This is a genomic window from Tessaracoccus palaemonis (assembly GCF_019316905.1).
Lineage (GTDB): Bacteria > Actinomycetota > Actinomycetes > Propionibacteriales > Propionibacteriaceae > Arachnia > Arachnia palaemonis.
In genome coordinates this window covers 1,251,883-1,278,343 of the sequence record NZ_CP079216.1, presented here as the reverse complement: position 1 = coordinate 1,278,343, position 26,461 = coordinate 1,251,883, and the positions used below count along the sequence as shown (strand labels likewise).

Below are 26,461 nucleotides of genomic sequence, written 5' to 3'. Positions count from 1 at the left end.
TGCTGCGACACGGATCACTCAAACAGGGGCCACCGACAGTTTCTGATCCGACGACACGGCGCGTCTTATCGAACACCTGTTCCGAGCGGGGCTAACATCTGTACATGGCTGACACGAACCCCCGCCGAGGACGCCCGAGTAACGCCCAGCTGAGGACCCAGCTCGGAGACATCTCCGAGCTTCCCGACGGCCCGGAGAACCGACACGGGCTGACGATGCGCCAGGTCGCGATCCTGCGCGTCATCCGCGAATCCATCGAGGCCGTCGGCTACCCGCCGAGCATCCGCGAGATCGCCAAGCGCGCAGGCATGGCGTCCACCTCGTCCGTCAGCCACCAGCTGAAGGTCCTCGAGGACAAGGGCTTCCTGCGTCGCGACCCCAACCGCCCCCGCGCGATGGTCGTGAAGCTGCCCGACGACGAGACCGGCGTCGAGACGCCCGCCCCGGGGCTGGGAGCAGCCCTGACGCCGGAGCAGTCCTACGACTCGACGGCCCCGTCGGTCCCCACACCGCTGGTCGGCCGCATCGCCGCCGGCGGGCCGATCCTCGCCGAGCAGGAGATCGAGGACGTCTTCGCGCTGCCGAAGCAGCTGGTCGGAGAGGGCACGGTCTTCATGCTCGAGGTCCGGGGCGACTCGATGATCGACGCCGCCATCTGCGACGGGGACTGGGTCGTGGTCCGGCAGCAGAGCGACGCCGTCAACGGAGACATCGTCGCCGCGCTCCTCGACGACGAGGCCACCGTCAAGACGTTCCAGCGCAAAGACGGGCACGTGTGGCTGCTGCCGCACAACCCCGACTACTCCCCCATCGACGGCACGCACGCCAGCATCATGGGCAAGGTCGTCGCCGTCATGCGCCGACTCTGAGCGCTACTCCTCGCCGCGGAGCCTGCGCAACGCCTGGACGGCGACGTCGCCGTCGGTGGTCAGCCAGAAGTCGGGCAGGGACGACTTCAGGAACGACCCGTAGCGCTTGGTGACCAGCCGCGGATCCAGCACCGCGACGACGCCTCGGTCCGTCGAGCGTCGGATCAGGCGCCCGGTGCCCTGCGCGAACAGCAGGGCGGCGTGCGTCGCGGCGACCGACATGAAGCCGTTGCCGCCCGCGTCGTCGACCGCCCTCTTCCTGGCCTGCATGAGCGGGTCGTCGGGGCGTGGGAACGGGATCTTGTCGATGATGACGAGCTGGCACGTCTCCCCCGGCACGTCAACCCCCTGCCACAGCGACATGGTGCCGAACAGGCTCGTGTCCTGCTCCGCCGCGAAGCGCGCGGTCAGCTCCGAGAGCTGCGCGTCGCCCTGGCACAGGATCGTCAGGTCCGGCAGCTCACGGCGGCACCACTCGGCAGCCTGCTCGGCCGCGCGCCGCGACGCGAACAGCCCGAGCGTGCGCCCGCCGGCGGCCCACATGAGCTGGGCGATCTCCCTGAGCGTCTCCTCCCGCAGCCCGTCGCGGCCGGGCTCGGGGCCCTTCCTCGCCACGTACAGGATGCCCTGGCGCCGGTAGTCGAACGGCGAGCCGACGTCCAGCCCGCGCCAGGCGAGCGGGTCGGGTGCCTCGGCCCCGGCCGCCACGCGGTCCGCGGCCCTCAGTCCGACGCTTGCGGCAGCAGGCTCGAAGGACCCGCCGAGCGACAGGGTGGCGGACGTCAGCACCGTCGGCGTCTCGGCGAACACCTGCTCACGCAGCAGCCCGGCGACGTTCAGCGGCGCGACATACGCGGCGGCCCCGACGATCTCGGAGTGGGAGACCCACACGACGTCCACGTCGGCCAGCTTGGCGATGCGTTCGGCGACGTCGAAGACCTCCTGCGCTGCGGAGGCGGCCTGCTGCCGGTCGGGGTCGGGGGCACTCTTGTCGCCGTCGCCCTTCCCGAGCGCGCTGACAACCCTGCGTGCGACGTCGCGCAGCGCCTCGGCGGCGCGCACGAGCGGCGCGGACGTGGCCGTCACCCGGCCGGCCTCAGACTCGTCGAGGGCCTCGCGGATGTCGTCGGCCTGCGTCAGGAAGTCCGCACCGAGATCGTCGTCGAGCCAGGCCAGGCAGCGGCGCGCCGTCCGCTCGACCAGTCCGGGCGTCAGTTCGTCGGTCGCGGCGGTGGTGATGCGGCTGACGAGCTCGTGCGCCTCGTCGACGATCAGCGCGGCGTGCTCGGGCAGCACGGTGCCGCCGTGCATGGCGTTGATGGCGAGCAGCGCGTGGTTGGTGATGACGAGGCTGGCGTCACGGGCCTGCTCGCGGGACCGCTCGACGAAGCACTCGTTGCCGAACGGGCAGCTGGCCACGCCGAGGCATTCTCGCGTGGGGATGGACACCTGCGCCCAGCCCCGTGCCGTGTGCGACGGCGCGTCGTCGCGGTCGGCGAGCCCCTCGCGCTGGGCCTCCTCCTCGACCCACTCGCGCAGGGCGAGCACCTCGGCGCCGAACCGTCCGACGTCGTCGCCCCGGCCGGAGGCGGCGGCCTCGACCAGGGACTCGGCTCCGAGCAGCGAGTCCTGCTCGAGCGGGCCGCCCCCGCGCACCTTGTAGAGGCACGCGTAGTTGGTGCGGCCCTTGAGGATGGCGGCCTTCGGCCTCTTCCCCGTGACGGCCTGCGCGGCGTCGAGCGCCGTGGGGATGTCCTTGGTGGCCAGCTGGGCCTGCAGGGCGAGGGTCGCGGTGGCGACGACGACGCGGTCCCGGTCGCCCGAGTCGATGATCCGGGCGAGTGCGGGGGCGAGGTAGCCCAGCGACTTGCCCGTGCCCGTGCCTGCCTGCACGAGGAGGTGGGTGCCGTCGACGATGGCCTCGGCCACCGCGTCGGCCATCAGCTGCTGCCCGGGGCGCGCCTGGCCCCCGATGGTGCCGACGGCGGCCGCGAGGATCGCGCCGGGGTCAGTCACGTCGGTAGGGGGCGAGCTCGTCGGCGAGGTCGGGGCGGACGCGGGCGTGGATCTGGGTGCCCTCGCCGGTGTGCTCCAGGGAGACGATCCGCGCGGTCCTGTGGATGCGGTCCACCAGGTCGCCGCGGTCATAGGGCAGCAGCACGCGCAGCTCGACCTCCGGGCGGGGCAGCCGTTCGTCGATCTCCGCCGACAGCGCGTCGATGCCCTCGCCCGTCTGCGCCGAGACGATCAGCGCGCCCGGGAAGGAGCCGCGCAATGCGAGCAGCGTCCCCTCGTCGGCCAGGTCCGCCTTGTTGAGCACGAGCAGCTCGGGGACGCTGGAGGCGCCGATCTCCGTCAGGACGGTCCGGACGGCCGCGATCTGGCCGGCCGGGTCGGGGTCGGAGGCGTCGACCACGTGCACCAGCAGGTCGGCCATGGCCGACTCCTCCAGCGTCGAGCGGAAGGCCTCGACCAGGTCGTGTGGCAGGTGGCGGACGAAGCCGACGGTGTCGGTGAGCGTGTAGATGCGGCCGTCGGCCGTCTCCGTGCGCCGCGTCGTGGGGTCCAGGGTCGCGAACAGCGCGTTCTCGACCAGCACCCCGGCACCCGTGAGCCGGTTCAGCAGCGACGACTTGCCCGCGTTGGTGTACCCGACGATCGCGACGGACGGCACCTGGTTGCGGTGGCGCTCGGCGCGCTTGCCCTCGCGCGTGGCGTCCATGGCGCGCAGGCGCCGCCGCAGGATGGCGATGCGCGATCCGATGCGCCTGCGGTCCGTCTCGATCTTCGTCTCACCGGGTCCGCGGCCGCCGATGCCGGCGCCGCCGGCGGCACGGCCGCCGGCCTGCCGGGACAGGTTGCCGCCCCAGCCGCGGAGCCGCTGCTTGAGGTACTGCAGCTGCGCCAGTTCCACCTGGGCCTTGCCCTCGGCGCTCTTGGCGTGCTGGGCGAAGATGTCGAGGATCAGGGCGGTGCGGTCGACCACCTTGACCTTGATCCGGTCCTCCAGGTTCCTCAGCTGGGCAGGCTCGAGCTCGCCGTCGCAGATCACCGTGTCGGCGCCGGTCGCGTGCACCACCTCGGCGACCTCCTCGACCTTGCCGCGGCCGACATAGGTGGCGGGGTCCGGGTGGCTGCGGCGCTGGACGAGGGCATCGAGCACCTCGGAGCCCGCGGTCTCGGCGAGCAGCTTCAGCTCGGCCATCGCGTTGTCGGCATCCTCCTGCGTCCCGCTGGTCCACACGCTGACGAGCACGACACGCTCGAGGCGCAGCTGGCGGTACTCGACCTCGGTGACGTCCTCGAGCTCGGTCCGCAGGCCGTCCACGCGCTTCAGCGAGTGACGGGCCTCGAGATCGAGCTGTTCTTCTTCAACGTCTGTGTCGACGTGTACATCGGGGTCATGAGTCATGATCCGCCCATTCTCCCAGGCAGCACCGACGAGTCAAAGCTCAGAGCCAGAGTTCTCCGCGGCCGATGATCACGGCGGGCCCGGTGAGGGTGGCCTCGTCGCCGTCGAATGTGACCTCGAGGTCTCCCCCGGGCACGTGCACCTGGACCGGTCCCTCGTGTCCGCTTGCGGCCCGGTAGGCGGCGGCGGACGCCACGACCCCGGTGCCGCAGCTCCGGGTCTCGCCGACGCCGCGCTCGTACACGCGCATGCCGAGCCGGCCCGGCCCGTCGACGTGCACGAATTCGACGTTGACGCCGTCGGGAAAGGCGGAGGCCGGCTCCCAGGCGGGTGCCTCGTGGAGGGGCAGGTCGTCGAGGACCCCGTCGTCGACGAAGGCGACGGCGTGCGGGTTGCCGACGCTGACCTTCCTGGCATTCCAGGTGCGACCGTCCGCGGTGACCTGGACGGGCTCGTCGAGGAGCGTCACGCGCCCGACGCCGACGCTGATGAGGCCCTGGTGGCCGATCTCGACATGCTTGACCCCGGCCCGGGTCGCGACGTCGAAGGATCCGCTTGTCACCAGTTGCTCGTTGATGAGGTGCCGCGCGAAGACCCGCAGCCCGTTGCCGCACATTTCCGCGATGGAGCCGTCGGCGTTGTAGTAGTCCATGAACCACAGCTGAGGGTCGCCGTCCCAGCAGCCGATCTGGCCGGCGCGGATGACGCGAAGCACGCCGTCGGCCCCGACACCGGCGCGTCGATCACACAGGTGGGCGATGAGCTCCGGTTGCATGTCGTGCAGGCCGTAGGAGTCGTCGAGGATGATGAAGTCGTTCTCGGTGCCGTGTCCCTTGTGGAAGCTGTATCTGCGCATGTCAGTCACCTCGTCTCGGCTTCCGAGTCTACGACGGCGGCCACCACCTCGACGTTGCCGGGGTCGCCGGCGTCCAGCCACTGGATGCGGGGATCCCGGCGGTACCAGCCCAGCTGTTTGCGGAAGAAGCGCCGGGTGAGCGCCTGGATCCGCACGATCGCCTCCTCGCGCGTCAGCTGCCCGTCGAGCAGGTCGACGACCAGGCGGTAGCCGATGGCGCGCACGGCGGTCGTGCCGTCGCGCAGGCCTCGATCCAGCAGGCCTCGCACCTCGTCGACGAGGCCGTCGGCGAACATCTGCTCGACGCGCGCCTCGATCCTGCGGTCCAGCTCGGCCCGTTCGAGGGCCAGGCCGAAGATATGCACGTCGTCCAACTCGTAGGTCCAGTCGGGAACGGTGGGTCGGTGGCCACCGGTCAACTCGAGCACCTCCAGCGCCCGCACGGTTCGGCGCCCGTTGCCGGGCTCGATCTGGGCGGCGGAGTCCGGCGCCACCTCGGCGAGGCGCGCGTGCAGCGCCGGGGCACCGACGCGGTCCAACTCATCCTCGAGGCGGGCGCGCACCCCGGGGTCCGAACCCGGGAAGTCGAAGTGGTCGGTGATCGCGCGGGTGTAGAGCGCGGATCCGCCGACGAGGATCGGCACCACGCCGTCGGCCCGCAGCCGGGCGATGGTGTCGCGGGCGAGCGTCTGGAAGTCGGCGACGGAGGCCAGCTCCGTGACCTCGAGGATGTCGATCAGATGGTGCGGAACCCCTCGCCGCTCCTCCGGCGTCGGCTTGGCCGTGCCGATGTCCATGCCCCGGTAGACGAGCATCGAATCGGCGTTGACGACCTCAGCCCGCCGGCCGCGGCGGCCCAGTTCCAGCGCCACGTCGACGGCCAGCGCGGACTTGCCGGTCGCCGTCGGTCCGACGAGCACGATCAGTGGGGTTCCCACCCGCCTCGACCTCTGCCTACCGCGGCCGACCGACGGCCGGCATGCCCAGGCCGACGCCCGCCGGGGCGGGAGGCGCGGAGGTCGCGGCCTCCCACGCGTCGCCGCCGCGGGTGCGGCGCAGGTCGCGGAACCCGGAGTCGGAGTTCAGGTGGTGCGGTGCGGCGTGGGTGACGGTGACGGTGGCGATGTCGCCGGGTCGGGGCCTGAGCTCCGGCTCGTCGGGTACCGCGACGTGTACCAGGCGGTTGTCGCGGGCGCGGCCGCTCATCCGGCGGGTCTCGGAGTCCTTGCGACCCTCGCCGGTCGCGAACATCACCTCGACGTCGCGGCCCTCGAGCCTCAGGTTCTCCTCGTAGGACAGCTCCCCCACCAGGTCGGTCAGCCGGTCGTAGCGCTCCTGCACGACCTGCTTCGGCACCTGATCCGGCATGGTCGCCGCCGGGGTGCCCGGTCGGATCGAGTACTGGAACGTGAAGGCGGCGGAGAAGCGCGACTCGCGCACGACGTCGAGGGTGGCCTGGAAGTCCTCCTCGGTCTCGCCGGGGAAGCCGACGATGATGTCGGTGGTGATGGCGGCGTCGGGCATGGCGGTGCGGACGCGCTCGAGGATCCCGAGGAACTTCTGCGACCGGTACGAGCGGCGCATGTGCTTCAGCACCCTGTCAGAGCCGGACTGCAGCGGCATGTGCAGCTGTGGCATGACGTTGGGCGTCTCGGCCATGGCGGCGATGACGTCGTCGGTGAAGTCCTTGGGGTGTGGGGAGGTGAACCGCACGCGCTCGAGGCCGTCGATGGTCCCGCAGGCCCGCAGCAGCTTCGCGAACGCCTGCCGGTCGCCGAACTCGACGCCGTAGGCGTTGACGTTCTGGCCGAGCAGCGTGATCTCCTGCACGCCCTGGTCGACCAGCATCCCGATCTCCTGCAGGATGTCGCCGGGGCGGCGGTCCGTCTCCTTGCCCCGCAGCGCGGGCACGATGCAGAACGTGCAGGTGTTGTTGCAGCCGACGCTGACGCTGACCCACGCGGAGTAGGGCGACTCGCGGCGGCTCGGCAGATTACTGGGGAAGGTCTCGAGGGCCTCGGCGATCTCGACCTGTGCCTCGCGCTCGATGCGCGCGCGCTCCAGCAGCCGCGGCAGCGCCCCGACATTGTGGGTGCCGAACACCACGTCGACCCACGGCGCCTTGCCGATGATGGTGTCGCGGTCCTTCTGGGCCATGCAGCCGCCGACGGCGATCTGGAGGCCGGGGTGGGTCGCCTTGATGCTGGCCATGTGGCCGAGGTTGCCGTAGAGGCGGTTGTCGGCGTTCTCCCGCACCGCGCACGTGTTGAAGACCACGACGTCCGCGCCCGCGCCGAGCGCGTCGCTGCCGGGGGCGACGCGCTCGAGGCCCGCCTCCTCCAGGAGGCCGCTGATGCGCTCGGAGTCGTGGACGTTCATCTGACACCCGTAGGTGATGACGTGGTATGTGCGGGGATTGGTCATAGCCCGACCATGCTAATCGGCTCCGATCCCCCCTCCAAGCGCGCCCCGGGTCGGCCGTTAGGATCTGCTGCATGACGACTCTCCCCACCGGGCTCCAGTACTCCATCGCCGCCGGCCGTTTCGGCGCCGTGGTCACCGAGGTCGGCGCGACGCTGCGCAGCCTCACCATCGACGGCGACGAGGTGCTCTCCACCTTCGCCGAGGACCAGGCACCGTTCGGTTCGCGTGGCCGTCAGCTCGTCCCGTGGCCCAACCGCATCAGGGACGGCCGCTACAGCTTCGACGGGGTGGACTACCAGCTGCCCATCACCGAGGTGCCCCGGAACACGGCGCTGCACGGCCTCGGGGACGGGGTCGGGTGGCGGCTCGTGAAGCGCTCGACGGACGAGGTCGTGCTCGCCGGCGTCATCTTCGCGCAGGCCGGCTGGAACGCGGTGCTGGAGGTGGAGATCGGGCACCGACTCGACCCGGCGGACGGGCTCATCGTCACCGTGACGACCACCAACATCGGCGGCACCCGCGCGCCCTACGGCTACGGCGCCCACCCCTACATCCAGGCTGATCTGGCGACGGCGAAGCTGACGCACACCTTCTCCAGGGAGCTGATCGTCGACCCGGTGCGTCTCCTTCCCATCGAGCTGGCCCCCGTCAGCGAGAGGTGCGACTTCCGCGGCGGGCGTGTGATCGGCGACACCGAGCTGGACACTGCCTTCGCGGGCGTCGAGGGCGCGTGGTCGGTCACGCTGGAGACCGGCGACCGCAGGGTGGAGTTCTGGGCCGACGGGACTCAGGACTGGGGACAGATCTACACCGATCCGTCGCGCCAGGCCATCGCGATCGAGCCGATGACCTGCGGCCCTGACGCCTTCAACGATGGGCCGACGCACGACGGGGTCATCGTGCTGGAGCCGGGCGAGACGACGTCCTGCTCCTGGGGCATCATCGTCAGCTGACCCACACCGTGGCGCGGACGGTCAGTGGGCCGTCTGCGTCGCCCGGGACTCCCGCACCACCGTGATGCGGATCTGCCCCGGGTAGCTGAGGTTCTCCTCCACCTCTCGCGCGATGTCGCGGGCGAGCGCCTGTGCCCCGATGTCGTCGACGGCCTCGGGGTTCACCATCACCCGAACCTCTCGACCCGCCTGCATGGCGTAGGCGCGCTGCACACCCTCGTGCGCGATGGCGAGGTGCTCGAGGGTCTCCATCCGTTCCACATACGCCTCCAGCGACTCGCGCCGGGCTCCGGGGCGGGACCCCGAGATGGCGTCGGCCGCCTGCGTGAGGACCGCCTCGACCGTGTGGGGCTCCACCTCGTTGTGGTGGGCCTCGACGGCATGCACCACGTCCTCGCTCTCGCCATGGCGGCGTAGCAGTTCCGCGCCGATCAGGGCATGGGGACCCTCGATCTCGTGGGTGAGCGCCTTGCCGATGTCGTGCAGGAAGGCGGCGCGCTTGCAGCTGGCCACGTCCAGGCCCAGCTCGGCGGCCATCACGCCGGCCAGGTGCGCGGACTCAACCAGGTGGCGCAGCACGTTCTGCCCGTAGGAGGTCCGGTAGGCCAGCGAGCCGAGGATGGGGATCAGGTCCGGGTCGAGGTCGGTGATGCCCACCTCGAGCAGCGCGTCCTCCGCCGCCCTGTCGATCCGCTCGGTGATGCGGCGTTCGCTGCGCTCGTACACCTCTTCGATGCGCACCGGGTGAATGCGCCCGTCGGCAACGAGGTCGACGAGGGTCAGGCGCGCGATCTCGCGGCGGACGGGGTCGAAGCTGCTCAGCAGGACGGACTCCGGCGTGTCGTCGATGAGGATGTTGACGCCTGTGATCTGTTCGAAGGCACGGATGTTGCGGCCCTCGCGGCCGATGATGCGTCCCTTCATCTCGTCGCTGGGCAGCTGCACCGTGCTGACGACCGACTCATTGGTCTGCTCGGATGCGACCCGCTGGATGGCAGTGACCACGATGTTGCGGGCCCGCCTGTCGGCGTCGCGCTTCGCTCCGGACTCGATGTCACGGGCGATCTGAGCGGCGGACAGCCTGGCCTGACGCTCGGCCTCACCGATCACCTCGGCGCGGGCGTCCTCGTGGCTGAGCCCCGCGACCCGCTCCAGCTCACGGGAGGTTTCTTCGCGGGTCGCCGCGGCGCGGGCCTCCTGCTCGCGGACCTCGGCGCGCCTCTCATCGAGCCTCTGGACGCGTACCTCGAGGCCCTCGAGGTCGGCGGCGAGCCGGTCTTCACGCTCGTGCAGCCGCGCCTCACGGCGCTCCTGGCTGGCTCGCTCCTCGCGCAGCTCTGCACGCTGGGTCGAGATCGACGAGTCCAGTTCCGCGCGTCGCCGGGTCAGGTCCTCCCGTTCCTCCTGCAGCCGCTCGCGGGACTGGTTCAGCACGCGTTCCGCGTCCTCGCGCAGCGTCTCCGCCGCCGCCCTGGCAGATTCCTTCACCGATGCGAGGTCGGCCGTGGAGCGACGCTCCCAGTTCTCCCGCTCCGCCGCGACCTGCGCGCCGCGCCGCCACAGCAGCACGGCGAGGACGACGACCACGATCGTCAGGATCGCAGCGGTCAACCATCCAAGCCAGGGCACCATGAAAGCCTATTGTCCTCCCGTGTCCAACTCAATCGACATCCGACCCCAGTACCTCGCCGAGGACCCGGGTCACGACATCTGACGGGAAACCGCGTCGGGCCAGGACGCCGGCCAGGCGGCGGCGGGCCACCTGAGGCTCCAGCCCTGCCAGTGACCTGGCGCGCTTGGCCGCCACCGCCCGCGCGGACTCCAGCTCGTCGCCCGGGTCCAACGCCTCCAGAGCGTCGGCCGCGATGTCGCGGTCCACCCCCTTGGCCTGCAGCTCCTGACGGATCCGGGCGCGGCCGCGCTGGCTGTAGCGCGACCGCGAGGCCACCAGCGAGGCGGCAAAGGCGGAGTCGTCGACCAGCCCCACCTCGCCGAACCGCTCGAGGACCTCGTCGGCCACGTCGGCGGGGACGTTGCGCTTCGCCATGGCGTCACGCAGCTCCTTGATGGACCGCTGGCGGGTCGTCAGCAGGTCGAGCGCGATCGTGCGCGCGACCTCGAGCTGACGCTCCCGCGGCTCCGGGGCCTCAGAAGTCAACTTCGCCGGTCTCCGGGTTCACACCCTCGGGGACGTCCTCCTTGTCGACGCCGAGGTGCAGTCGGATGCGCTTCTCGAGCTCCTCGGCAACATCGGGGTTGTTGCGGAGGAAGCTGCGTGCGTTCTCCTTGCCCTGGCCGAGCTGGTCAGTGCCGTAGGTGAACCAGGCCCCAGCCTTGCGGACGAGGCCGGCGTCCACGCCCATGTCGATCAGGCTGCCCTCGCGGGAGATGCCCTCGCCGTAGATGATGTCGAACTCCGCCTGCTTGAAGGGCGGGGCGACCTTGTTCTTGACGACCTTGACGCGGGTGCGGTTGCCCACCATCTCGGAGCCGTCCTTCAGGGTCTCGATGCGGCGCACGTCGAGGCGCACGGACGAGTAGAACTTCAGCGCGCGCCCGCCCGACGTGGTCTCGGGGTTGCCGAACATGACGCCGATCTTCTCGCGCAACTGGTTGATGAAGATCGCGGTGGTGTTGGCGTTCTTCAGGCCACCGGTCATCTTGCGCAGGGCCTGACTCATGAGGCGCGCCTGCAGGCCGACGTGGCTGTCGCCCATCTCGCCCTCGATCTCGGCGCGGGGGGTGAGCGCGGCGACCGAGTCGATCACGATCAGCGCCAGCGCGCCGGAGCGCACCAGCGTGTCGGCGATCTCGAGGGCCTGCTCGCCGTTGTCCGGCTGCGAGACGAGCAGCTCGTCGGTGTTGACGCCCAGCTTCTGCGCGTAGTCGGGGTCCAGCGCATGCTCGGCATCGATGAACGCGCAGATGCCTCCCCCGGCCTGGGCGTTGGCGATGGCGTGCAGCGCCACCGTCGTCTTGCCGCTGGACTCGGGTCCGTAGATCTCCACGATGCGGCCGCGGGGCAACCCGCCGATCCCCAGGGCCACGTCCAGCGCGACGGAGCCGGTGGGAATGACGTCAATGGGCTGGCGGTTGTCCTCTCCCAGCCTCATGATGGAGCCCTTGCCATGGGCCTTCTCGATCTGGGCAAGCGCTGCCTCGAGCGCCTTGTTCCGGTCCGCAACGGCCATCGGATTTCCTCTCCTCGACTGGCACTGGCGCCAGGTGGTCTCGGTCAGTGTTCACTGTAGGAAGCCCCACCGACAGTTTTGTCGGCGCGCCGACACCTGTGGAGAACTACCCCTCCACCGTAGCGAACATCCGTTCGAATGACGAACGACACGCGGGGCGTCAGCGCAGCGATTCCGGCAGTTCCAACTGCTTCCACACGGCCCGCCAGATCCGCTTGCAGGCGACTCCCGCACGCAGCGCGTCGTGAACCGTTCGGCTGCCCAGCTCCTCGAGCACGACGTGCTCCGCCCAGGTGGCCGCGTACCCACCGGGCAGCACCTGGTCCATCCGCTGCCACAGCTCAACCTCACGCACCCGGCCAACCGTACTCCGTCCGGCCACCCCGCATCCCGGCGCTGCAGACTGCACGGCTAGATTGTCCATATGGTCAACCCGGCTGTGTCCACCCAGAAGCGAAGTGAGCGAATGGTCGCTCTGCTGAGTGTGCTCCGCGAGCGGGGCCAGGTGCCGCTGTCCGACCTTGCCGCCGAGTTCGGCGCCTCCGCCGCGACGATCCGCCGCGACGTCGCCCTCCTCGCGGCACAGGGGCTGCTCGAGCGCACGCACGGCGGGGCACGGCCCGGCAAACGCGGAGGCGAACTGCCGGTCCATCTGCGCGACGGGCACAACCAGCTGGCGAAGCAGTACATCGCCCGCGAGGTGGCCGCCATGATTCCCGCAGGGAGACATGCGATCGGCCTGACCGGGGGCACGACCGCCGCCGAGGTCATGCGTCAGCTGAGGAACCGGGGGGATCTGACGATCATCACCAACTCCCTCACCATCGGGCTGGAGGCCGCAGATCTCGGGATGGCCCGCGTGCTGATGGTCGGCGGGGTGCTGCGCCGCAGTTCGCTGGAGCTGGTCGGCTCGCTTGCGGAGCAGACGCTGAAACTGGTCAACATCGGCACGGCCATCGTCGGCGCCGATGGGCTGTCGGTCGATGCAGGGCTCACCACGCACGACGAGGTGGAGGCCCGCACGAATCTGGCGCTGATCGAACGGGCGCAGCGGGTGATCGTGGCCTGCGACTCGTCGAAGATCGGCCACGCCATGCTGGCCAAGATGGCCGATCTCTCGCAGGTTCAGGTTCTCGTGACGGACTCGGGCGCAAGTGACGCGCAACTGGAACAGTTGCGCGTCACAGGGCTCGAGGTGCGGGTCGCACAGCTACCCGCCCAGTAGTGACCGGCTCAGGCGGCCACGACCATCCGACCGCGGGGCGCGCGCTCGGCTTCGAGGACCGCCAGCTTGGCGCTGATGGCGCTCATCAGGTCGGACAGCGACAGGCCGAGAGCCGTCGCGATGGAGAAGAGGACCTCGCTGGAGGCCTCCTTGTGGCCGCGCTCGATCTCGGAGAGGTAACCGAGCGAGACCATGCTGGCCAGGGAGACCTCACGCAGGGTCATGCCCGCGGCCATCCGGTGTTCCCGGAGCGTCTCACCCATCACCTTGCGAATCAGAATCGTCTTCACGGTCCTACCACCTGTTCCCGGCGTGCGATCTGCCCGCCTCACACAGGTGCAACCATAAGGCCTGCGTGTTTGTTCCCGGAAAGCGAAAAAGAATATCAGGGCATCCCTGGACACCCTGGGCGGGGTCAGTCAAGGATGCGCAGCAGCATCCCGAGCGCGTGCGCGATGGCCTGTTCGCGGATCTCCCGGCGGTCTCCCTCGAAGTGCTTGACCTCGGTGAACTGGGGCGCCTGGGACATCCCCATCTTCGGCCCGACGACGGCGAACCACACCGTGCCGACCTCGACCCCGTCCTGCAGCGTCGGCCCCGCGACGCCGGTGGTGGCGACGGCCCAGTCGGCGTCACACCGGGTCTGCGCGCCGATCGCCATCTGGATGGCGGTCAACTCGTTGACGACGCCCTCGTGATCGATGAGGTCCTGGTCCACGCCGGCCAGGGTGTTCTTCAGCTCACGGGCGTAGGTGACCAGCGCCCCCATGAACACGGCGGACGCGCCGGGCACCGACGTCAGTTCGGCGCCGAGCCCGCCCCCCGTGATGGACTCGCACGTCGCCAGCGTCACCGAGCGACCCTTCATCTTCGCGATCACATCTTCGGCCAGCGACATGATTCCTCTTCTCAGCTCGGTAGGGGTGGGGCGGTTCAGGCGGCGCTGTGGGCGTCTCGGCGGACCTTCCAGGCGGCGCGCAGGTAGTCGATGCCCGTGACAACCGTGAGGATCAGCGCGGCCAGCATCAGGATCCAGGCGATCACCTGGACCGGGCCGGGCAGGAACACCAGGCCGATGTTGAACAGGATCAGCGCGATGGTCTGCGTGACGGTCTTGGCCTTGCCGCCCTTGTTGGCCGCCATCACCACGCCGTACTTCTTGATGGCGGCCCGCACCCAGGTGATGCCCCACTCGCGCACCAGGATGATGATCGTGATCCACCAGGGCAGCTCCTGCAGGATGCTCAGGCAGATGAACGCGGCCCCGGTCAGGGCCTTGTCCGCGAACGGGTCCCAGAGCTTGCCGAAGTCCGTGACCAGGTTGTACTTGCGGGCGATGTGGCCGTCGGCCAGGTCCGTCAGCATCGCGACCGTGAAAACCGCGGTCGCGGCGAGCCGCCACGAGAGCTCATGCGGACCCATGAACAGCACCACGATGTAGACCGGGACCAGGATGATCCGGATCACCGTGAGGACGTTGGGAACATTCCAGTTGCTGACGGGCATGTCCTGGTTCTGAGTCACTGCGCCTCCGCGATGAGATCGATTCCTGCCGCGTCGACGACGACGGCGCGGACCAACTCCCCCACCCTACCGGCGAACCCGGAGAGGGTTGTGGATCCGTCGGTCTCCGGGGCCTGGTGGGCGCCTCGGCCGACCGATTCGCCGTCCTCGTCCGACTCGACCAGCACGACGATCTCCTCGCCGATGCGGTCGGCCGCGCGCGCCTCGCAGACCTCGATGGCCAGATCGGCGAGCATCGCGCGGCGCTCCTCCACCTCTGCAGGCTCGAGGTGGCCCGGCAGCGTGACGCCCTCGGTGCCCTCCTCGTCGGAGTAGCCGAACACGCCCATCACGTCGAGGTTGGCCTCGACGATGAAGTCGCGCAGGATCTCGACGTCGCGCGCGGTCTCCCCGGGGAACCCGGCGATGACGTTGCTGCGGATGCCGGCGGCGGGTGCGGCGTCGCGGATGGTCGAGATGAGCGAGAGGAAGCTGTCCGGGTCGCCAAACCGACGCATGGAGCGCAGCACGGTCGGGGACGCGTGCTGGAAGCTGAGGTCGAAGTACGGCACGACCTTCTCGGTGCCCAGCATGGCGTCCAACATGGAGGGGCGGATCTCGGCGGGTTGCAGGTAGCTGACGCGGATCCAGTCGATCCCGTCGACCAGCGACAGCTCCGGCAGCAGCGCCTCGAGCCGGGTGTCCGGCCCCAGGTCCTTGCCGTAGGACGACGTGTTCTCGGAGACGAGGAACAGCTCCCTGACGCCCTGCTCCGCGAGCCACTGCGCCTCGGCGATGAGCTCGTCGATCGGGCGGGAGAGATAGGAGCCGCGGAAGGCCGGGATGGCGCAGAAGGCGCACCGCCGGTCGCAGCCCGAGGCGATCTTCAGGTTGGCGGACGGGCCGCCGGACAGCCGCCTGCGCAGCGCCCTCGGGCCGGTGGCCGGGGCCAGCCCTGCGGGCAGCGGCTCATGCCGGTGGCCGGGCGTCGCGATGCGGTCAGCGGCCGCCTGTCGGGCCATGGGGGTCAGCGGCAGGAGCGTGCGGCGGTCGCGCGGCACGTGGGAGATGTGGCGGTCGCCGTCGAGGATCCCCTTGAGGCGGTCGGCGATGTCGGCGTAGTCGTCGAAGCCGAGCACCGCGTCGGCCTCCGGCAGCTCGTCGGCGAGCTGCACGCCGTACCGCTCCGCCATGCATCCCACTGCGACGACCGAACGGACGGTGCCGCCGTCCTTCAGGTCGGCGGCGGCAAGCAGGGTGTCGATGGAGTCCTTCTTGGCCTGCTCGACGAACCCGCATGTGTTGACGACGACGGTCTCGGCGCTCGTCGGGTCGTCGGTGAGGGTGAACCCGCCGAGTTCGAGACGGGCGGCGAGTTCCTCGGAGTCGACGTCGTTACGGGCGCACCCGAGGGAGGCGATGTGGACGAGATGCTGAGTCATATCCCGTCCATTATCCGCCCCGCCGGTCGTCAGCCCGCAGCCAGGCTTGCCAGGACGTCGTCGAGGTCCTCGGGCTTGACCAGCACGTCGCGGGCCTTCGAGCCCTCGGACGGCCCGACCACGCCCCTGGACTCCAGGATGTCCATGAGCCTGCCGGCCTTCGCGAAACCGACGCGCAGCTTGCGCTGCAGCATCGAGGTCGATCCCAGCTGGAGCTCGACGACGAGTCGGCAGGCGTCCAGCACGAGTTCGAGGTCGTCGCCGATGTCGTCGACGACCTTCTTCTCGGCGCCCGCCCCCGCCGTGACGTCCTCCCGGTAGTTGGGCTGCAGCTGGCCGGTGATGAACTCGACGACGTCACGGATCTCGTGCTCGTTGACCCAGGCGCCCTGCACGCGGACCGGCTTGGAGGCGCCCATCGGGAGGAAGAGGCCGTCGCCCTTGCCCACGAGCTTCTCGGCTCCCGGCTGGTCGAGGATGACCCGGGAGTCGGTCATCGACGAGGTGGCGAAGGCGAGCCGGGAGGGCACGTTGGCCTTGATCAGGCCGGTCACGACGTCGGTGGAGGGACGCTGCGTCGCGAGCACCAGGTGGATGCCTGCGGCGCGCGCCAGCTGCGTGATGCGGACGATGGACTCCTCCACGTCGCGCGGCGCGACCATCATGAGGTCGGCAAGCTCGTCCACGACCACCAGCAGGTAGGGGTACGGCGAGAGCACCCGCTCGGACCCTTCCGGCGCCTTGACCTGGCCCGCACGCACGGCCTTGTTGAAGTCGTCGACGTGCCGGAAGCCGTAGAACGCCAGGTCGTCGTAGCGCATGTCCATCTCGCGCACGACCCAGGCGAGCGCCTCGGCCGCCTTCTTCGGGCTCGTGATGATGGGCGTGACCAGGTGCGGGATGCCCTCGTACTGGTTGAGCTCGACCCGCTTGGGGTCCACAAGCAGCATGCGCACCTCGTCAGGCGTGGCGCGCATCATGATCGACGTGATGAGCGAGTTCACGAAGCTGGACTTGCCGGAGCCGGTGGCGCCCGCCACGAGCAGGTGCGGCATCTTCGCCATGTTCGCGAGCACGAAGCCGCCCTCGACGTCCTTGCCCAGCCCCATGGTCATGGGGTGGTGGTCGTTCTTGGCGGCCGCGGAGCGCAGCACGTCGCCCAGCGAGACGACCTCCTTGTCGAGGTTCGGGATCTCGATGCCGATGGCGGACTTGCCGGGGATCGGGGTCAGGATGCGGATCTCGTTGGAGCCGACGGCGTAGGCGATGTTGTCCGCCAGGCCCGTCACCTTGGAGACCTTGATGGCCGAGCCCAGCTCGACCTCGTAGCGCGTGACCGTCGGGCCGCGCGTGTAGCCGGTGACCCGCGCGTCGATCTCGAACTCCGTCAGGACGGACGCCAGCTGGCGCACGACCTTGTCGGAGGCCTCGGTGCGCGTCTTCGGCTTCGTGCCCGGGGAGAGCGTCTGGTCGTCGGGCAGGAGGTAGGCGATGTCGCCGCTGAGCTGCAGCTGCTGGGCCCCGGCGGGGGCGGGCGTGTGCTGCGGCGGGTCGAGCGGCTTCGGCGCGACGGGCTCCGTCTTCGGCGCCTTCTCCGCCTTGGCGGCGAGCTTCGGGGCGGGCCGCAGCGTGAGGTCGTCCTCCTCTTCGATGTTGAAGAAGTGGTCTACCTCGTCGTCGAGGAAGGTGCTCACCGGCTCGAGCTCCGGTTCGGGCTTCTTCTCCTCGATCAGCGGGGTGTCGTAGGGGACGTCGACGCCGTACTTCAGCTTCTCGCCGTCCTCCTTGCCGTCCTTGTCGGACTCCACGAGGGCCCCGAAGACCCGCCCGAGCCCCGCGACGATCTCGTGCAGCGGGCGGCCGATGACGACCAGGATGCCGAACAGCGTCACGATGACGAGGATCGGGACGCTGACCCAGACGGTCAGGAGGTCGGTCAGGATGCTGGAGGCCACGTAGCCGATCACGCCTCCGGCCTGCCGCACGGCGTCCATGTCGGCGGGCAGTGGGAGGCCGCGGGAGATGTGCACGAGGCCGAGGACGCCGAAGGTGATCAGTAGCCAGCCGAGCCCGGTGCGGGGGGCGGCCTCCACGTCGCGCGGGTGCCGCAGCACCCGCCAGGCACCGTACAGCAGCACCGCGGGCACGACAGGAGACAGCGACCCGAAGACGGTGCTGATGGTCAGGTCGAGGAACTCGCCGACCGGCCCGGGCAGCGCGAACCAGAAGCGTGCCGCCACCACGATGCCGATGCTCAGCAGCAGGAGACCCCAGCCGTCGCGGCGGAGCTTGGGGTCGACGTCCTTCGCCGCGCCGCCGAAGCTGCGCGCGATCCAGCCGACGCCCGCCGCGAGGCCGGAGAAGGCCCTGCCGATGCCGCGCAGGATGCTCATCCCGAAGCCGGAGCCCTGGGAGGACTTCGCCGCGGGCTGGCGCTTCGTCTTCGCGGTCGACGAGGCCCTGGAGGACGACGAGGACCTGGAGGTCGTTTTCTTGGTCGTGGAACGAGCAGCTCCGGACGCGCCCGATGAGCGGGTCTTGGTGCTGGTGTTCCGCGCTGGGGAGGAAGTACCGCGGGACGCCATGGTCCACAGCGTAAACCAGAGCGGCCGCGCGCCCCAGTAGGCAGAGCCGTCAGGCGAAGTGATCCCAGCCGGCCGCGCCGTCCCACGGGTGTCCGTCGACGCTGACCGCGTCGCCGCTGACGACGACGCCGACCCTGCGCCACCCCTCGGGCAGCACCTCGGTCGGGAACGTCGCGGCCAGCGCGTGGTCCTCGCCTCCCGCCAGCACGAAGGCCAGCGCGTTCCTGCCCGTGGCCGCCGCCACGCGGGCCACGGGGTCGGGGATCTCGATGAGCGAGGTGTCGATGTCGATTCCGACGCCGCTGCGCTCGCAGATGTGGCCGAGGTCGCCCAGCAGCCCGTCCGAGATGTCGAGCATCGAGGTGGCGCCGCGGTCGGACGCGATGACGCCCTGGCCGTACGGCACGCTCGGGGTGAGCTGCTCCGCGACCGGTTCCTTCGGCGACGCGAAGCCCCGCTGCAGGGTCACGAGGCCGGCCCCGGCCCAGCCGAGGTTGCCCGTCACGGCGACGACATGCCCGACGCGGGCGCCGGAGCGGGTCACGGGGAGGCGTCCCTCGAGGTCGCCGATGGCGGTGACGCAGACGGTGACCGTCGGCGAGCTGCTGAGGTCGCCGCCGACGAGGCTCACGCCCGCGCGCGCGCACTCCTCCTTGACGCCCGCCTCGAACTCGGCGACCCACACCTGGTCAAGGTCCTTCGGGAAGGCGAGCGCCACGACGATGGCGCTGGGCCTGGCGCCCATGGCCTCGACGTCGGAGACGTTGACCGCGATGGCCTTGCGACCGACCGAGCGGGCGGGCGACCACTGGCGCTTGAAGTGCACACCCTCGACGAGGATGTCGGTCGTCACGACAGTGTCCCCCGTGAGGCGCAGCGCGGCTGCGTCGTCGCCGATGCCGAGCGTCACGTCGTCGCCGACACTCACATCGGAGGTGATGGAGGAGATCAGCTCGAACTCGTGCATCAGCGCAGGCCGACGGGGCGGTCGAGTGCGAGCTGCACCAGGCGCCCGACGAGCTCCGGGTACGTGTGACCGGAGACCTGCCACAGCGTCGGCCACATGGAGATCTGAGTGAAGCCCGGCATGGTGTTGACCTCGTTGATGAACGCGTCGCCCTCGGGGGTCACGAAGAAGTCGGCGCGCACGAGACCCTCGGCATCGACCGCGAGGAAGGAGCGCTTCGCAAGCTCCTGCAGCGTGGCGGTGAGTTCCGGCGTGACGTCGGCGGGCGCGTCGAGCGCGGCGCCGTCCTCGTCGAAGTACTTGGCCTCGTAATCGTAGAAGCCGTCGTCGGCCTTCACCCGGATCTCGCCGATGACGGAGGCGTGGCACCCGTCGGGCGAGTCGGGGTCGCCGAGCACCGCGCACTCCAGTTCGCGGGCGCCGGTGAAGCCCTGCTCGATGACGACCTTCGGGTCGAACTTCTGCGCCTCGTCAATGGCCTCGTCGAGCTGGGCCGGGTCCGTGACGCGGCTGATGCCGATGGACGAGCCGCCGCGGGCGGGCTTGACGAAGAGCGGATAGGTCAGCTTCTCGGCTACCTCGGCGTGCACCTGCTCGCGGTGGTGGCGCAGGCGGTGCGCGGTGGCGACGACGTACGGCCACACGGGCAGCCCGGCAGCCTCGAAGGCGACCTTCATGTAGTGCTTGTCCATGCCGATGGCCGACGACGTCACGCCGCTGCCGACGTAGCGGATGCCCATCATCTCGAACATGCCCTGGATGGTGCCGTCCTCCCCGAAGGGGCCGTGCAGCAGCGCGAAGGCGACGTCGACGTCGTGGATGTCGGCGAGGTGTTCGCTGGTGTCGCGGGTCGCGACCTGACAGCCGTCCTCCCCCACCATCCACACGGCGACGTGCTCGGGCTCGGCGACCTCGGGAGCGACACCGTCGATGATGCGGTAGTCGCGGATGGTCTCCAGCGGGACCTGGGTCCACCTGCCGGTCCTGGAGATGCCGACGCCGACGACGTCGAAGCGTTCCGGGTCCAGCGCGCCGAGCACCGAGGCGGCGGTCAGGCAGGAGATGCCGTGCTCCGACGACTGCCCTCCGAAGATCAGCGCTACGTGGGTCCGGTCCGTCACGGGTCCTCCTAGGTTCAGTGCGCGGCTCACTCTACTGCGCCGCCACCCGGCCCCCGACACGCATGTCCCACCGGCCATCCGGCGGCGTGAGGCCGGTCAGTTCGGCCCGCATTGCGGTCAGAGTCTCGAGGAAACGGTCGGTGACCTCGTCGGCGAGCTCCTTGGTCAGCTCTCTTCCCTCGTACCCGCCGAGGTCGATGGCCGGGCCGGCCTTGAGGTACACGTCGTGGCGGCCCGAGAAGAGGCGACGCAGCTCGATCCGGTGGCCGCCGAGGATCTTGTCCGAGCCGACCTGGACCACGGGAACCACAGGGGCTCCCGTCATGAGGGCGAGCTGCGCGGCGCCCCGGCGGCCCGTCATGGGCCAGCCCTCGGGGTCGCGGGTGATGGTGCCCTCAGGGTAGATCGCGACGAGCTGCCCCTTCGCGAGCGCCTCGCGGGCGTGCACGAGCGACTCCGAGGCCCGCTCGGTGTTGCGGTAGACGGGGATCTGCTCGCAGGCTCGGCCGAGCCAGCCGAGCACGGGCACCTTCCAGATGTCCGACTTGCCGAGGTAGTGGACCCAGCGGCCGGACCAGATGAGGTACTCGCCGAGCAGGACGGGATCGGCATTGGAGATGTGCGTCGCGACGACGATCACGGGGCCGGTCTGCGGGATGTGATCCTGGCCCTCCCAGTGGCGCCTGGCCACGAGCGGCACGACGGCGTTGACGAACCGGGCGAGCCCGCGGAACGTGCGGCTGGCAGGTTCGGTGATGACCTGCGAGAGCGGCCGTTTCCAGGGCTGGGTCGCCAGGTCGCGGCTCATGCCCGGACCTCCGCCCGGCGGGGCGCCAGCTTCAGCGCGGCGGCCATCGCGGCGAACAGCGCCGCGGGCAGGAGGTACGCCTCGACGAGGTCGCCCAGCACCATCCCGACGATCAGCGCGAGCGCCGCCCCGCCGAACGCCACCCACACGCCGACCTTGGTCCGCCACGTGGCGAGGGCCGCGACGAGCACGACGGCCGGGAGCAGCACGAGGATCGTTGCCCCCTCGACGACGGCCCAGCCCCCGATGACGGCGGCGCAGAGCGCGGCGAGGCCGAGGATCGACGGGGGAAGCCAACGGTGATGCATGGGGACAAGCGTAGTTGCGCCCGGTCGGCGATCGGGACCCCGGCCCGTGTGGAGTGTCGGGTCAGAGCCCCCTGGCTTCCCACTGGGCATACGTGCCCTCTTCCCAGAGCCAGCTGATACGTCCGTTGCACGAGCGACCCAGTGCGACTGCACCCGCAGTCGAGGGCGAGCTGAAGGCCACGTCGCGGGTCAGGGTGCCTGTGTCGCCCACCACGCGGATCGAACCATCAGCGACGAGTTTGGCGTGCCGCTGGGCAAGGGACGCGTACGACCTCCGTGTGCTCTCCGACTTGCCCACCCGCGACCATGTGCCGACGATGACCGATCCGGCCAGCATCGTGAACTCGTCTCCATCGACCTGGGCCCGGGCTGACACCCCGTGCCTGGCATCGGCGAGGGTGAACACCGGCGACTCCGCCGTCTCCGGCTCGACAGGGGCCGCGGCTGCCTTCTTCGAAGGTCGGATGCGGAGCACGTTCACCCCCAGCACTGGCAGCACGATCTCCAACTGGGAGAGGAAGGCATTCATGTCCGACTGCTGTGCCTCGGAGAGCCTCCTGCCCTGCGGTGTCTGGATATTCGGCAGAGTGGACCGCTCCGCGAGCCGCGCCAGCTCCACGAGGCGGGCCTCGAGGTAACCCCAGTGCCCCTCGTTGAAGACATCGTCCTTGGCGCTGATCAGCACGACGCGGTCCCAGAAGTCCTTGTTGGCGTCGTGATTCCTGATCCGCTGCGCGAAGTTCTCCGTGCGACCGATGTAGCACTGGATGCCGCCGACCGCGTCCTCGTCCTCACCGATCAGTAGATAGGCGCCGTTGCGGTTCGCCTCGTCGCGTCTGAGGATGCGTGCCAGGTCGGACCGTGCACCCGCGAGCACATGCCCCGTCCAGCCTGCGATCTCCGCGGTGGTGATCCCACCAGGCTCACCGTCCACCAGGAACAGTTCAATGTGCTTCCCGCTCACGCCGCCCCCCGCACGGTCAGCGTCGGAACCCGGTACCCGTCAGCGGTCATCAGCACCATCTGTATCACTCCTCGTCCGGACGGCCCGCAATCAGCGTAGCCAGCGGCTCCCAGTGACGGCCGCGCGGCATCCAGGTGCTGTCCGGAGACTGACAGGTGTTGTCACGGAATCACTCGCCCGTTCTAAATTGTCGGTGGGTGTACCTAGCATGGGTTCATGGACGTTGAGCGCGTGAAGAGGGCGGCCGACAGGCTTGTCAGCTTCGATCGTGCGCGCCGCCGGGACGAGGCCGGGGTCCTGCTGATGCTTATCGAACTCGCCGAGGAGTACCGCTTCGACGACGTGGAGATGATCGAGGCGCTCGCCGACCGGCAGCGCATCGTGCAGGGCACCGTCGAGGAGATCGGCGCGTCGCAGTACCTCGCGCTGGAGGTCGCCGGGCTGCTGGGCATCTCCGCCCACGCGGCCGCGTCGAAGGTCATCGACGCGGTCCGCCTCAAGTACCGCCACCCGTCGGTGCTGGCCGCTGTCGAGGCCGACGAGATCGAGGTGCACAGGGCGGTAGCGGCCGCCCACCGCTGCGCGGCTCTGGACGCGACGGTGGCCGAGCAGGTGACCGAGCGGTGGCTCCCGCGGCAGCTGAGGCTCTCCTACTCGGGCGCTATGAAGCTGCTGGACAGGCTCATCATCGAGGCCGACCCCGTAGCCGCGTACGAGCGCGAGCGGGAGCGTCGCACCACCCGAGGCGTGTACGTGTGGGGCTTCTTCGAGGGCGCCGTCAACCTGTCGGCCGTCATGGGCGTCCTCGACGCGAAGTACCTCATGGCCACGGTCAACCGGCTGGCGGAGATCCTGCTCCCGACCAACCCCGAGCTGACGTCGCGGAACTCCGCGCGAAGGCGCTCGGCATCCTGGCTCATCCGGCCATGGCGCTGGCGCTGCTGCAGCGCGCCAGCGGTCAGGCACCGTTGGTGGAGGTGACCTCCGCGCTCGGTGGGGAGACGGCCGGCGAGCTGATATCCGGCGTCGCGGGCATGGACGTTTCGACAAGCTCAATGCCCTTCGACGAGCTCAGGGAACCGGGATGCGAGCTCAGGGAACCGGGATGCGAGCTCAGGGAACCGGGATGCGAGCTCAGGGAACCCGAGGCCGACCTCAGGCTCGCTGCGCCGCGGCTGGGGATCGCGGTGCACATCAGCGGCGACTCGCTCGGCACGCTGGACCCGGCCGCGCGCGTCGAGGCGGCCGGGCACATCACCACGCGCCTGCTGGCTCAGTTCCTCGGCGAGGGCATCAACGGCTCCGGCACGCGGATCACGGTGCAGCCGGTGATCGACGCCGTGGCGATGGCCCCGGAGGACCGGCACGACCCCACGCCCCGCATGCGGCGGGCCGTGCAGCTGACGTTCCCCGTCGAGCCGTTCCCCTTCTCCAACCGCTCCAGCGCCGGGCTCGACGTGGACCACAACGTCGCCTACATCGACGGTCGGCGCGGGCAGACGCGACTGGGCAACCTCGCCCCGTTCGGCAGGACCCTCCACCGGGCCAAGAGCGCAGACCTCTGGCAGGTGACGCAGCACTGGGAGCCGGCCAAGGGCGGGTCATGGGAGATCCTGTGGACCAGCCCCCTCGGCTACCGCTACCGCGTCACGCGAGAGGGCACCAGCCGCGACGGGCCGCCCGACGACCTCAGCCCGCCAGCTGACGCCAGAGGAACGTGAGATACAGGGCATCCATCCGGGCGGCCTGGCTGTTGTCGGCCGCCCCGCCGTGCCCGCCCTCGATGTTCTCGAAGTACCGCACGTCCTTGCCCGCCTCGAGCATCTTCGCCATGAACTTGCGCGCATGCCCGGGATGGACGCGGTCGTCGCGCGTCGAGGTCATGATGAGGGTCGGCGGGTACTCGCGGTCCGCGTCGAACAGGTGGTACGGCGAGAAGCCCTGGATGAACTCCCAGTCGGCGGGGTCGTCCGGGTCGCCATACTCCGCCATCCAGGACGCCCCGGCGAGCAGCGTGTGATACCTCTGCATGTCGAGCAGCGGGACCCGGATGACGATGGCGCCGAACAGCTCCGGGTACTGCGTGAGCATGTTGCCGGCCAGCAGGCCGCCGTTGCTGCCGCCCATCATGCCGAGGTGCTCCGGCGACGTGAGGCCGGTGGCCACCAGGTCCCGCGCGACCGCGGCGAAGTCCTCGTAGGCGCGGTGCCGGTTCTCCCGTAGAGCCGCCTGGTGCCATCGCGGCCCGTACTCGCTGCCGCCCCGGATGTTGGCGACCACGTAGGCGCCGCCCTTCTCCAGCCACCCCTTGCCGATACCGCCGGAATAGCCCGGCAGCAGCGGGATCTCGAAGCCCCCGTAGCCGTAGAGCAGCGTGGGTGTGGAGCCGTCGAAGGGGGCATCCTTCGGACGCACCACGAAGTACGGAACGCGGGTGCCGTCGGGAGAGACCACGAAACGCTGCTCGGCCAGGTGCCGCGACGCGTCGAACATGGCCGGCTGCGACTTCAGGACCTCCGGCGCAGGAGCCACCGCGTCGGCGCTGCCGAGCAGGAGGGAGGGCGGCGTCAGGTAGTCGTTGACGCTGAGCCACAGCCCGTCGCTCTCATCCCCGTCGACGGCGCTGACCGCGATGGTGCCGAACTCCGGCACACCGCCCAGCGGGCGCCTCGACCATCCGTCACCGCCGTGTGTGAGGACCACGAGCGCGTTCTTCACGTCGTCGAGCACGTTGAGGACCAGGTGGCCGCGGGTGTAGGTCACCCCGACCAGCGACGTGGTGTCCGTCGGCTCGAAGACCATCTCGAGGCTGCGCCGGTCCCCGGCGAGCCACTCGTCGAACCGCGCGACCAGCAGCGCTCCCGCCGGGTACGTGACGCCCTCGACGGTCCACGGCTCGCGCAACTCGATCGTGAGCCACTGCCGGTGGACGTCCTTGGAGGCGCTGTCGGGCGCCTCGACCTTCGTGAACCCGTCCTCGCCGATGGCCCGCACGTACAGCGCGGTGTCGCGGCTGTCGAGGTAGTGGACGAGCAGGTCGCGCTCGAACCCCTCGGCATGGTCGCGGCCCGGGTAGATGCCGTAGCCGTTGTTGTCGGCGGGGCCCGCGAAGACCACCTCCGCCGAATCGATGGGCGTCCCGCGGCGCCACTGGCGGACGAGTCGCCCGTAGCCCGCGAGGTTCACCGTCTCCGGCCCGTCGGCGGACACGAGGAACACCGTGTCGTCGTCGATCCAGGAGAGCCCGCCCTTCGACTCCGGGCGGAGGAACCCGTCCTCGACGAATCCGAGCGTCTCCAGGTCGAACTCGCGGGTGACGTCGGCGTCGGCGCCGCCCCTCGACAGCGAGATCAGCGCGCGCCGGTTACCGGGCCGCAGCACGTCGGCTCCGTGCCAGACCCAGTTCTCGTTCTCGGCCTCGCACAGGGCGTCGAGGTCGAGGACCGTCTCCCACTTCGGGGAGGGGCCTCGGTACTCGTCGAGCGTCGTGCGGCGCCACAGCCCGCGTGGGTGTTCCCCGTCGCGCCAGAAGTTGTAGAGCAGGTCGCCGCGCGCCCTGACGACGGGGATCCGGTCGTCGGCGTCGTAGATCGCGAGCAGGTCGTCGCGGAGGGAGACGAAGTCGTCGCTCGAGCCGTACTCGCCCACGGTCAGCGCGTTACGCTCCCTCACCCAGTCGAGCGCGTCGTCGCCGACCACGTCCTCGAGCCACTGATGCGGATCCATCTCGCCTCCCCGGAATCAATCCCGGCCCACCGTATCTGCCCGCGCCGCAGCGTGTGCGTGATTCGGCCCCGCCACCCGGGATCGTCCGGGGAGCGGGGCCGACGAAG

At 70.1% G+C, this 26,461-nt stretch carries 26 protein-coding genes; 6 read left to right on the top strand and 20 right to left on the bottom strand.

Features of this window, described 5'->3' with window-relative positions:
- Window positions 1-104 precede the first annotated feature (104 nt).
- Window positions 105-869: a transcriptional repressor LexA gene (gene lexA, locus KDB89_RS05740; RefSeq protein WP_219083880.1), complete on the top strand. Its 765-nt coding sequence runs from the start codon at window positions 105-107 to the stop codon at window positions 867-869.
- 3 nt (window positions 870-872) lie between these two features.
- On the opposite strand, the gene KDB89_RS05735 is transcribed toward lexA, so the two are convergent.
- The 5 genes from KDB89_RS05735 to miaB are packed head-to-tail and all read right to left on the bottom strand — an operon-like array spanning window position 873 to window position 7,561.
- The gene (locus tag KDB89_RS05735; protein ID WP_439654872.1) at window positions 873-2,885 is read right to left on the bottom strand and encodes an ATP-dependent DNA helicase; all 2,013 of its coding nucleotides are present in this window, start codon (window positions 2,883-2,885) and stop codon (window positions 873-875) included.
- Window positions 2,878-4,281 (bottom strand): GTPase HflX, encoded by a 1,404-nt coding sequence (gene hflX, locus KDB89_RS05730; protein ID WP_219083879.1) that lies wholly within the window; start codon window positions 4,279-4,281, stop codon window positions 2,878-2,880. The genes KDB89_RS05735 and hflX overlap by 8 nt, the downstream gene beginning before the upstream one ends.
- A gap of 40 nt (window positions 4,282-4,321) precedes the next feature.
- Window positions 4,322-5,137, bottom strand: coding sequence for a diaminopimelate epimerase (gene dapF, locus KDB89_RS05725; protein WP_219083878.1), 816 nt, complete (start codon window positions 5,135-5,137; stop codon window positions 4,322-4,324).
- 5 nt (window positions 5,138-5,142) lie between these two features.
- Complete coding sequence (gene miaA, locus KDB89_RS05720; RefSeq protein WP_219083877.1) at window positions 5,143-6,075, bottom strand: tRNA (adenosine(37)-N6)-dimethylallyltransferase MiaA; 933 nt, start codon at window positions 6,073-6,075, stop codon at window positions 5,143-5,145.
- A gap of 16 nt (window positions 6,076-6,091) precedes the next feature.
- A complete protein-coding gene (gene miaB / locus KDB89_RS05715) occupies window positions 6,092-7,561 on the bottom strand; it encodes a tRNA (N6-isopentenyl adenosine(37)-C2)-methylthiotransferase MiaB (RefSeq protein ID WP_219083876.1) in 1,470 nt (489 codons plus the stop codon).
- A 71-nt stretch (window positions 7,562-7,632) separates the two neighbouring features.
- On the opposite strand from miaB, the gene KDB89_RS05710 reads away from it, so the two are divergent.
- Window positions 7,633-8,514: an aldose 1-epimerase family protein gene (locus tag KDB89_RS05710; protein WP_219083875.1), complete on the top strand. Its 882-nt coding sequence runs from the start codon at window positions 7,633-7,635 to the stop codon at window positions 8,512-8,514.
- A gap of 21 nt (window positions 8,515-8,535) precedes the next feature.
- On the opposite strand, the gene rny is transcribed toward KDB89_RS05710, so the two are convergent.
- From rny to KDB89_RS05690, 4 genes are all read right to left on the bottom strand, one after another.
- The gene (gene rny, locus KDB89_RS05705; RefSeq protein ID WP_439654871.1) at window positions 8,536-10,143 is read right to left on the bottom strand and encodes a ribonuclease Y; all 1,608 of its coding nucleotides are present in this window, start codon (window positions 10,141-10,143) and stop codon (window positions 8,536-8,538) included.
- Between the two features lie 31 nt (window positions 10,144-10,174).
- Window positions 10,175-10,672 carry a regulatory protein RecX gene (locus KDB89_RS05700; RefSeq protein WP_219083873.1) on the bottom strand — a complete coding sequence of 166 codons (498 nt, stop codon included), beginning with the start codon at window positions 10,670-10,672 and terminating at the stop codon, window positions 10,175-10,177.
- A complete protein-coding gene (gene recA, locus KDB89_RS05695; protein WP_219083872.1) occupies window positions 10,662-11,705 on the bottom strand; it encodes a recombinase RecA in 1,044 nt (347 codons plus the stop codon). Before recA ends, KDB89_RS05700 begins: the two co-directional genes overlap by 11 nt.
- A 160-nt stretch (window positions 11,706-11,865) precedes the next feature.
- A complete protein-coding gene (locus KDB89_RS05690) occupies window positions 11,866-12,060 on the bottom strand; it encodes a DUF3046 domain-containing protein (protein ID WP_219083871.1) in 195 nt (64 codons plus the stop codon).
- A 111-nt stretch (window positions 12,061-12,171) separates the two neighbouring features.
- Here KDB89_RS05690 and KDB89_RS05685 point away from each other — a divergent pair, with 111 nt between their 5' ends.
- Entirely contained in the window at window positions 12,172-12,930 is a 759-nt protein-coding gene (locus KDB89_RS05685; protein WP_219083870.1) for a DeoR/GlpR family DNA-binding transcription regulator, read from the top strand.
- An 8-nt stretch (window positions 12,931-12,938) separates the two neighbouring features.
- Here the strand turns inward: KDB89_RS05685 and KDB89_RS05680 are convergent, their stop codons facing one another.
- From KDB89_RS05680 to KDB89_RS05660, 5 genes are all read right to left on the bottom strand, one after another.
- Window positions 12,939-13,220, bottom strand: a complete 282-nt coding sequence (locus tag KDB89_RS05680; protein WP_304650875.1) for a helix-turn-helix domain-containing protein — start codon at window positions 13,218-13,220, stop codon at window positions 12,939-12,941.
- Window positions 13,221-13,345: 125 nt separating this feature from the next.
- A complete protein-coding gene (locus KDB89_RS05675; RefSeq protein ID WP_219083869.1) occupies window positions 13,346-13,828 on the bottom strand; it encodes a CinA family protein in 483 nt (160 codons plus the stop codon).
- 35 nt (window positions 13,829-13,863) lie between these two features.
- Entirely contained in the window at window positions 13,864-14,454 is a 591-nt protein-coding gene (gene pgsA / locus KDB89_RS05670; protein WP_219083868.1) for a CDP-diacylglycerol--glycerol-3-phosphate 3-phosphatidyltransferase, read from the bottom strand.
- Window positions 14,451-15,875, bottom strand: coding sequence for a 30S ribosomal protein S12 methylthiotransferase RimO (rimO, locus tag KDB89_RS05665; protein ID WP_219083867.1), 1,425 nt, complete (start codon window positions 15,873-15,875; stop codon window positions 14,451-14,453). The genes pgsA and rimO overlap by 4 nt, the downstream gene beginning before the upstream one ends.
- 29 nt (window positions 15,876-15,904) lie before the next feature.
- Complete coding sequence (locus KDB89_RS05660; RefSeq protein ID WP_255556252.1) at window positions 15,905-18,268, bottom strand: FtsK/SpoIIIE family DNA translocase; 2,364 nt, start codon at window positions 18,266-18,268, stop codon at window positions 15,905-15,907.
- Here KDB89_RS05660 and KDB89_RS14595 point away from each other — a divergent pair.
- Complete coding sequence (locus KDB89_RS14595; RefSeq protein ID WP_255556251.1) at window positions 18,249-18,500, top strand: hypothetical protein; 252 nt, start codon at window positions 18,249-18,251, stop codon at window positions 18,498-18,500. The genes KDB89_RS05660 and KDB89_RS14595 overlap by 20 nt on opposite strands.
- Window positions 18,501-18,509: 9 nt before the next feature.
- Here the strand turns inward: KDB89_RS14595 and KDB89_RS05655 are convergent, their stop codons facing one another.
- The 5 genes from KDB89_RS05655 to KDB89_RS05635 all read right to left on the bottom strand — a co-directional run bounded on the left by KDB89_RS05655 (window position 18,510) and on the right by KDB89_RS05635 (window position 22,628).
- On the bottom strand, window positions 18,510-19,427 hold the full coding sequence (locus KDB89_RS05655; RefSeq protein WP_219083865.1) for a thiamine-phosphate kinase: 918 nt from the start codon (window positions 19,425-19,427) through the stop codon (window positions 18,510-18,512).
- Window positions 19,427-20,548 (bottom strand): D-alanine--D-alanine ligase family protein, encoded by a 1,122-nt coding sequence (locus KDB89_RS05650; RefSeq protein WP_255556250.1) that lies wholly within the window; start codon window positions 20,546-20,548, stop codon window positions 19,427-19,429. The genes KDB89_RS05655 and KDB89_RS05650 overlap by 1 nt, the downstream gene beginning before the upstream one ends.
- 31 nt (window positions 20,549-20,579) lie before the next feature.
- A complete protein-coding gene (locus KDB89_RS05645) occupies window positions 20,580-21,356 on the bottom strand; it encodes a lysophospholipid acyltransferase family protein (RefSeq protein WP_219083863.1) in 777 nt (258 codons plus the stop codon).
- Complete coding sequence (locus KDB89_RS05640; RefSeq protein WP_219083862.1) at window positions 21,353-21,664, bottom strand: hypothetical protein; 312 nt, start codon at window positions 21,662-21,664, stop codon at window positions 21,353-21,355. The genes KDB89_RS05645 and KDB89_RS05640 overlap by 4 nt, the downstream gene beginning before the upstream one ends.
- Window positions 21,665-21,725: 61 nt before the next feature.
- Complete coding sequence (locus tag KDB89_RS05635) at window positions 21,726-22,628, bottom strand: GIY-YIG nuclease family protein (RefSeq protein WP_219083861.1); 903 nt, start codon at window positions 22,626-22,628, stop codon at window positions 21,726-21,728.
- A gap of 216 nt (window positions 22,629-22,844) precedes the next feature.
- Between KDB89_RS05635 and KDB89_RS05630 the strand changes: the two genes are divergently transcribed.
- Window positions 22,845-23,609: a DUF222 domain-containing protein gene (locus KDB89_RS05630; RefSeq protein WP_219083860.1), complete on the top strand. Its 765-nt coding sequence runs from the start codon at window positions 22,845-22,847 to the stop codon at window positions 23,607-23,609.
- The gene (locus KDB89_RS05625; protein WP_219083859.1) at window positions 23,555-24,349 is read left to right on the top strand and encodes a hypothetical protein; all 795 of its coding nucleotides are present in this window, start codon (window positions 23,555-23,557) and stop codon (window positions 24,347-24,349) included. Before KDB89_RS05630 ends, KDB89_RS05625 begins: the two co-directional genes overlap by 55 nt.
- On the opposite strand, the gene KDB89_RS05620 is transcribed toward KDB89_RS05625, so the two are convergent.
- Complete coding sequence (locus tag KDB89_RS05620; protein ID WP_219083858.1) at window positions 24,318-26,354, bottom strand: prolyl oligopeptidase family serine peptidase; 2,037 nt, start codon at window positions 26,352-26,354, stop codon at window positions 24,318-24,320. The two genes, KDB89_RS05625 and KDB89_RS05620, sit on opposite strands and share 32 nt — an antisense overlap.
- Window positions 26,355-26,461 lie beyond the last annotated feature (107 nt).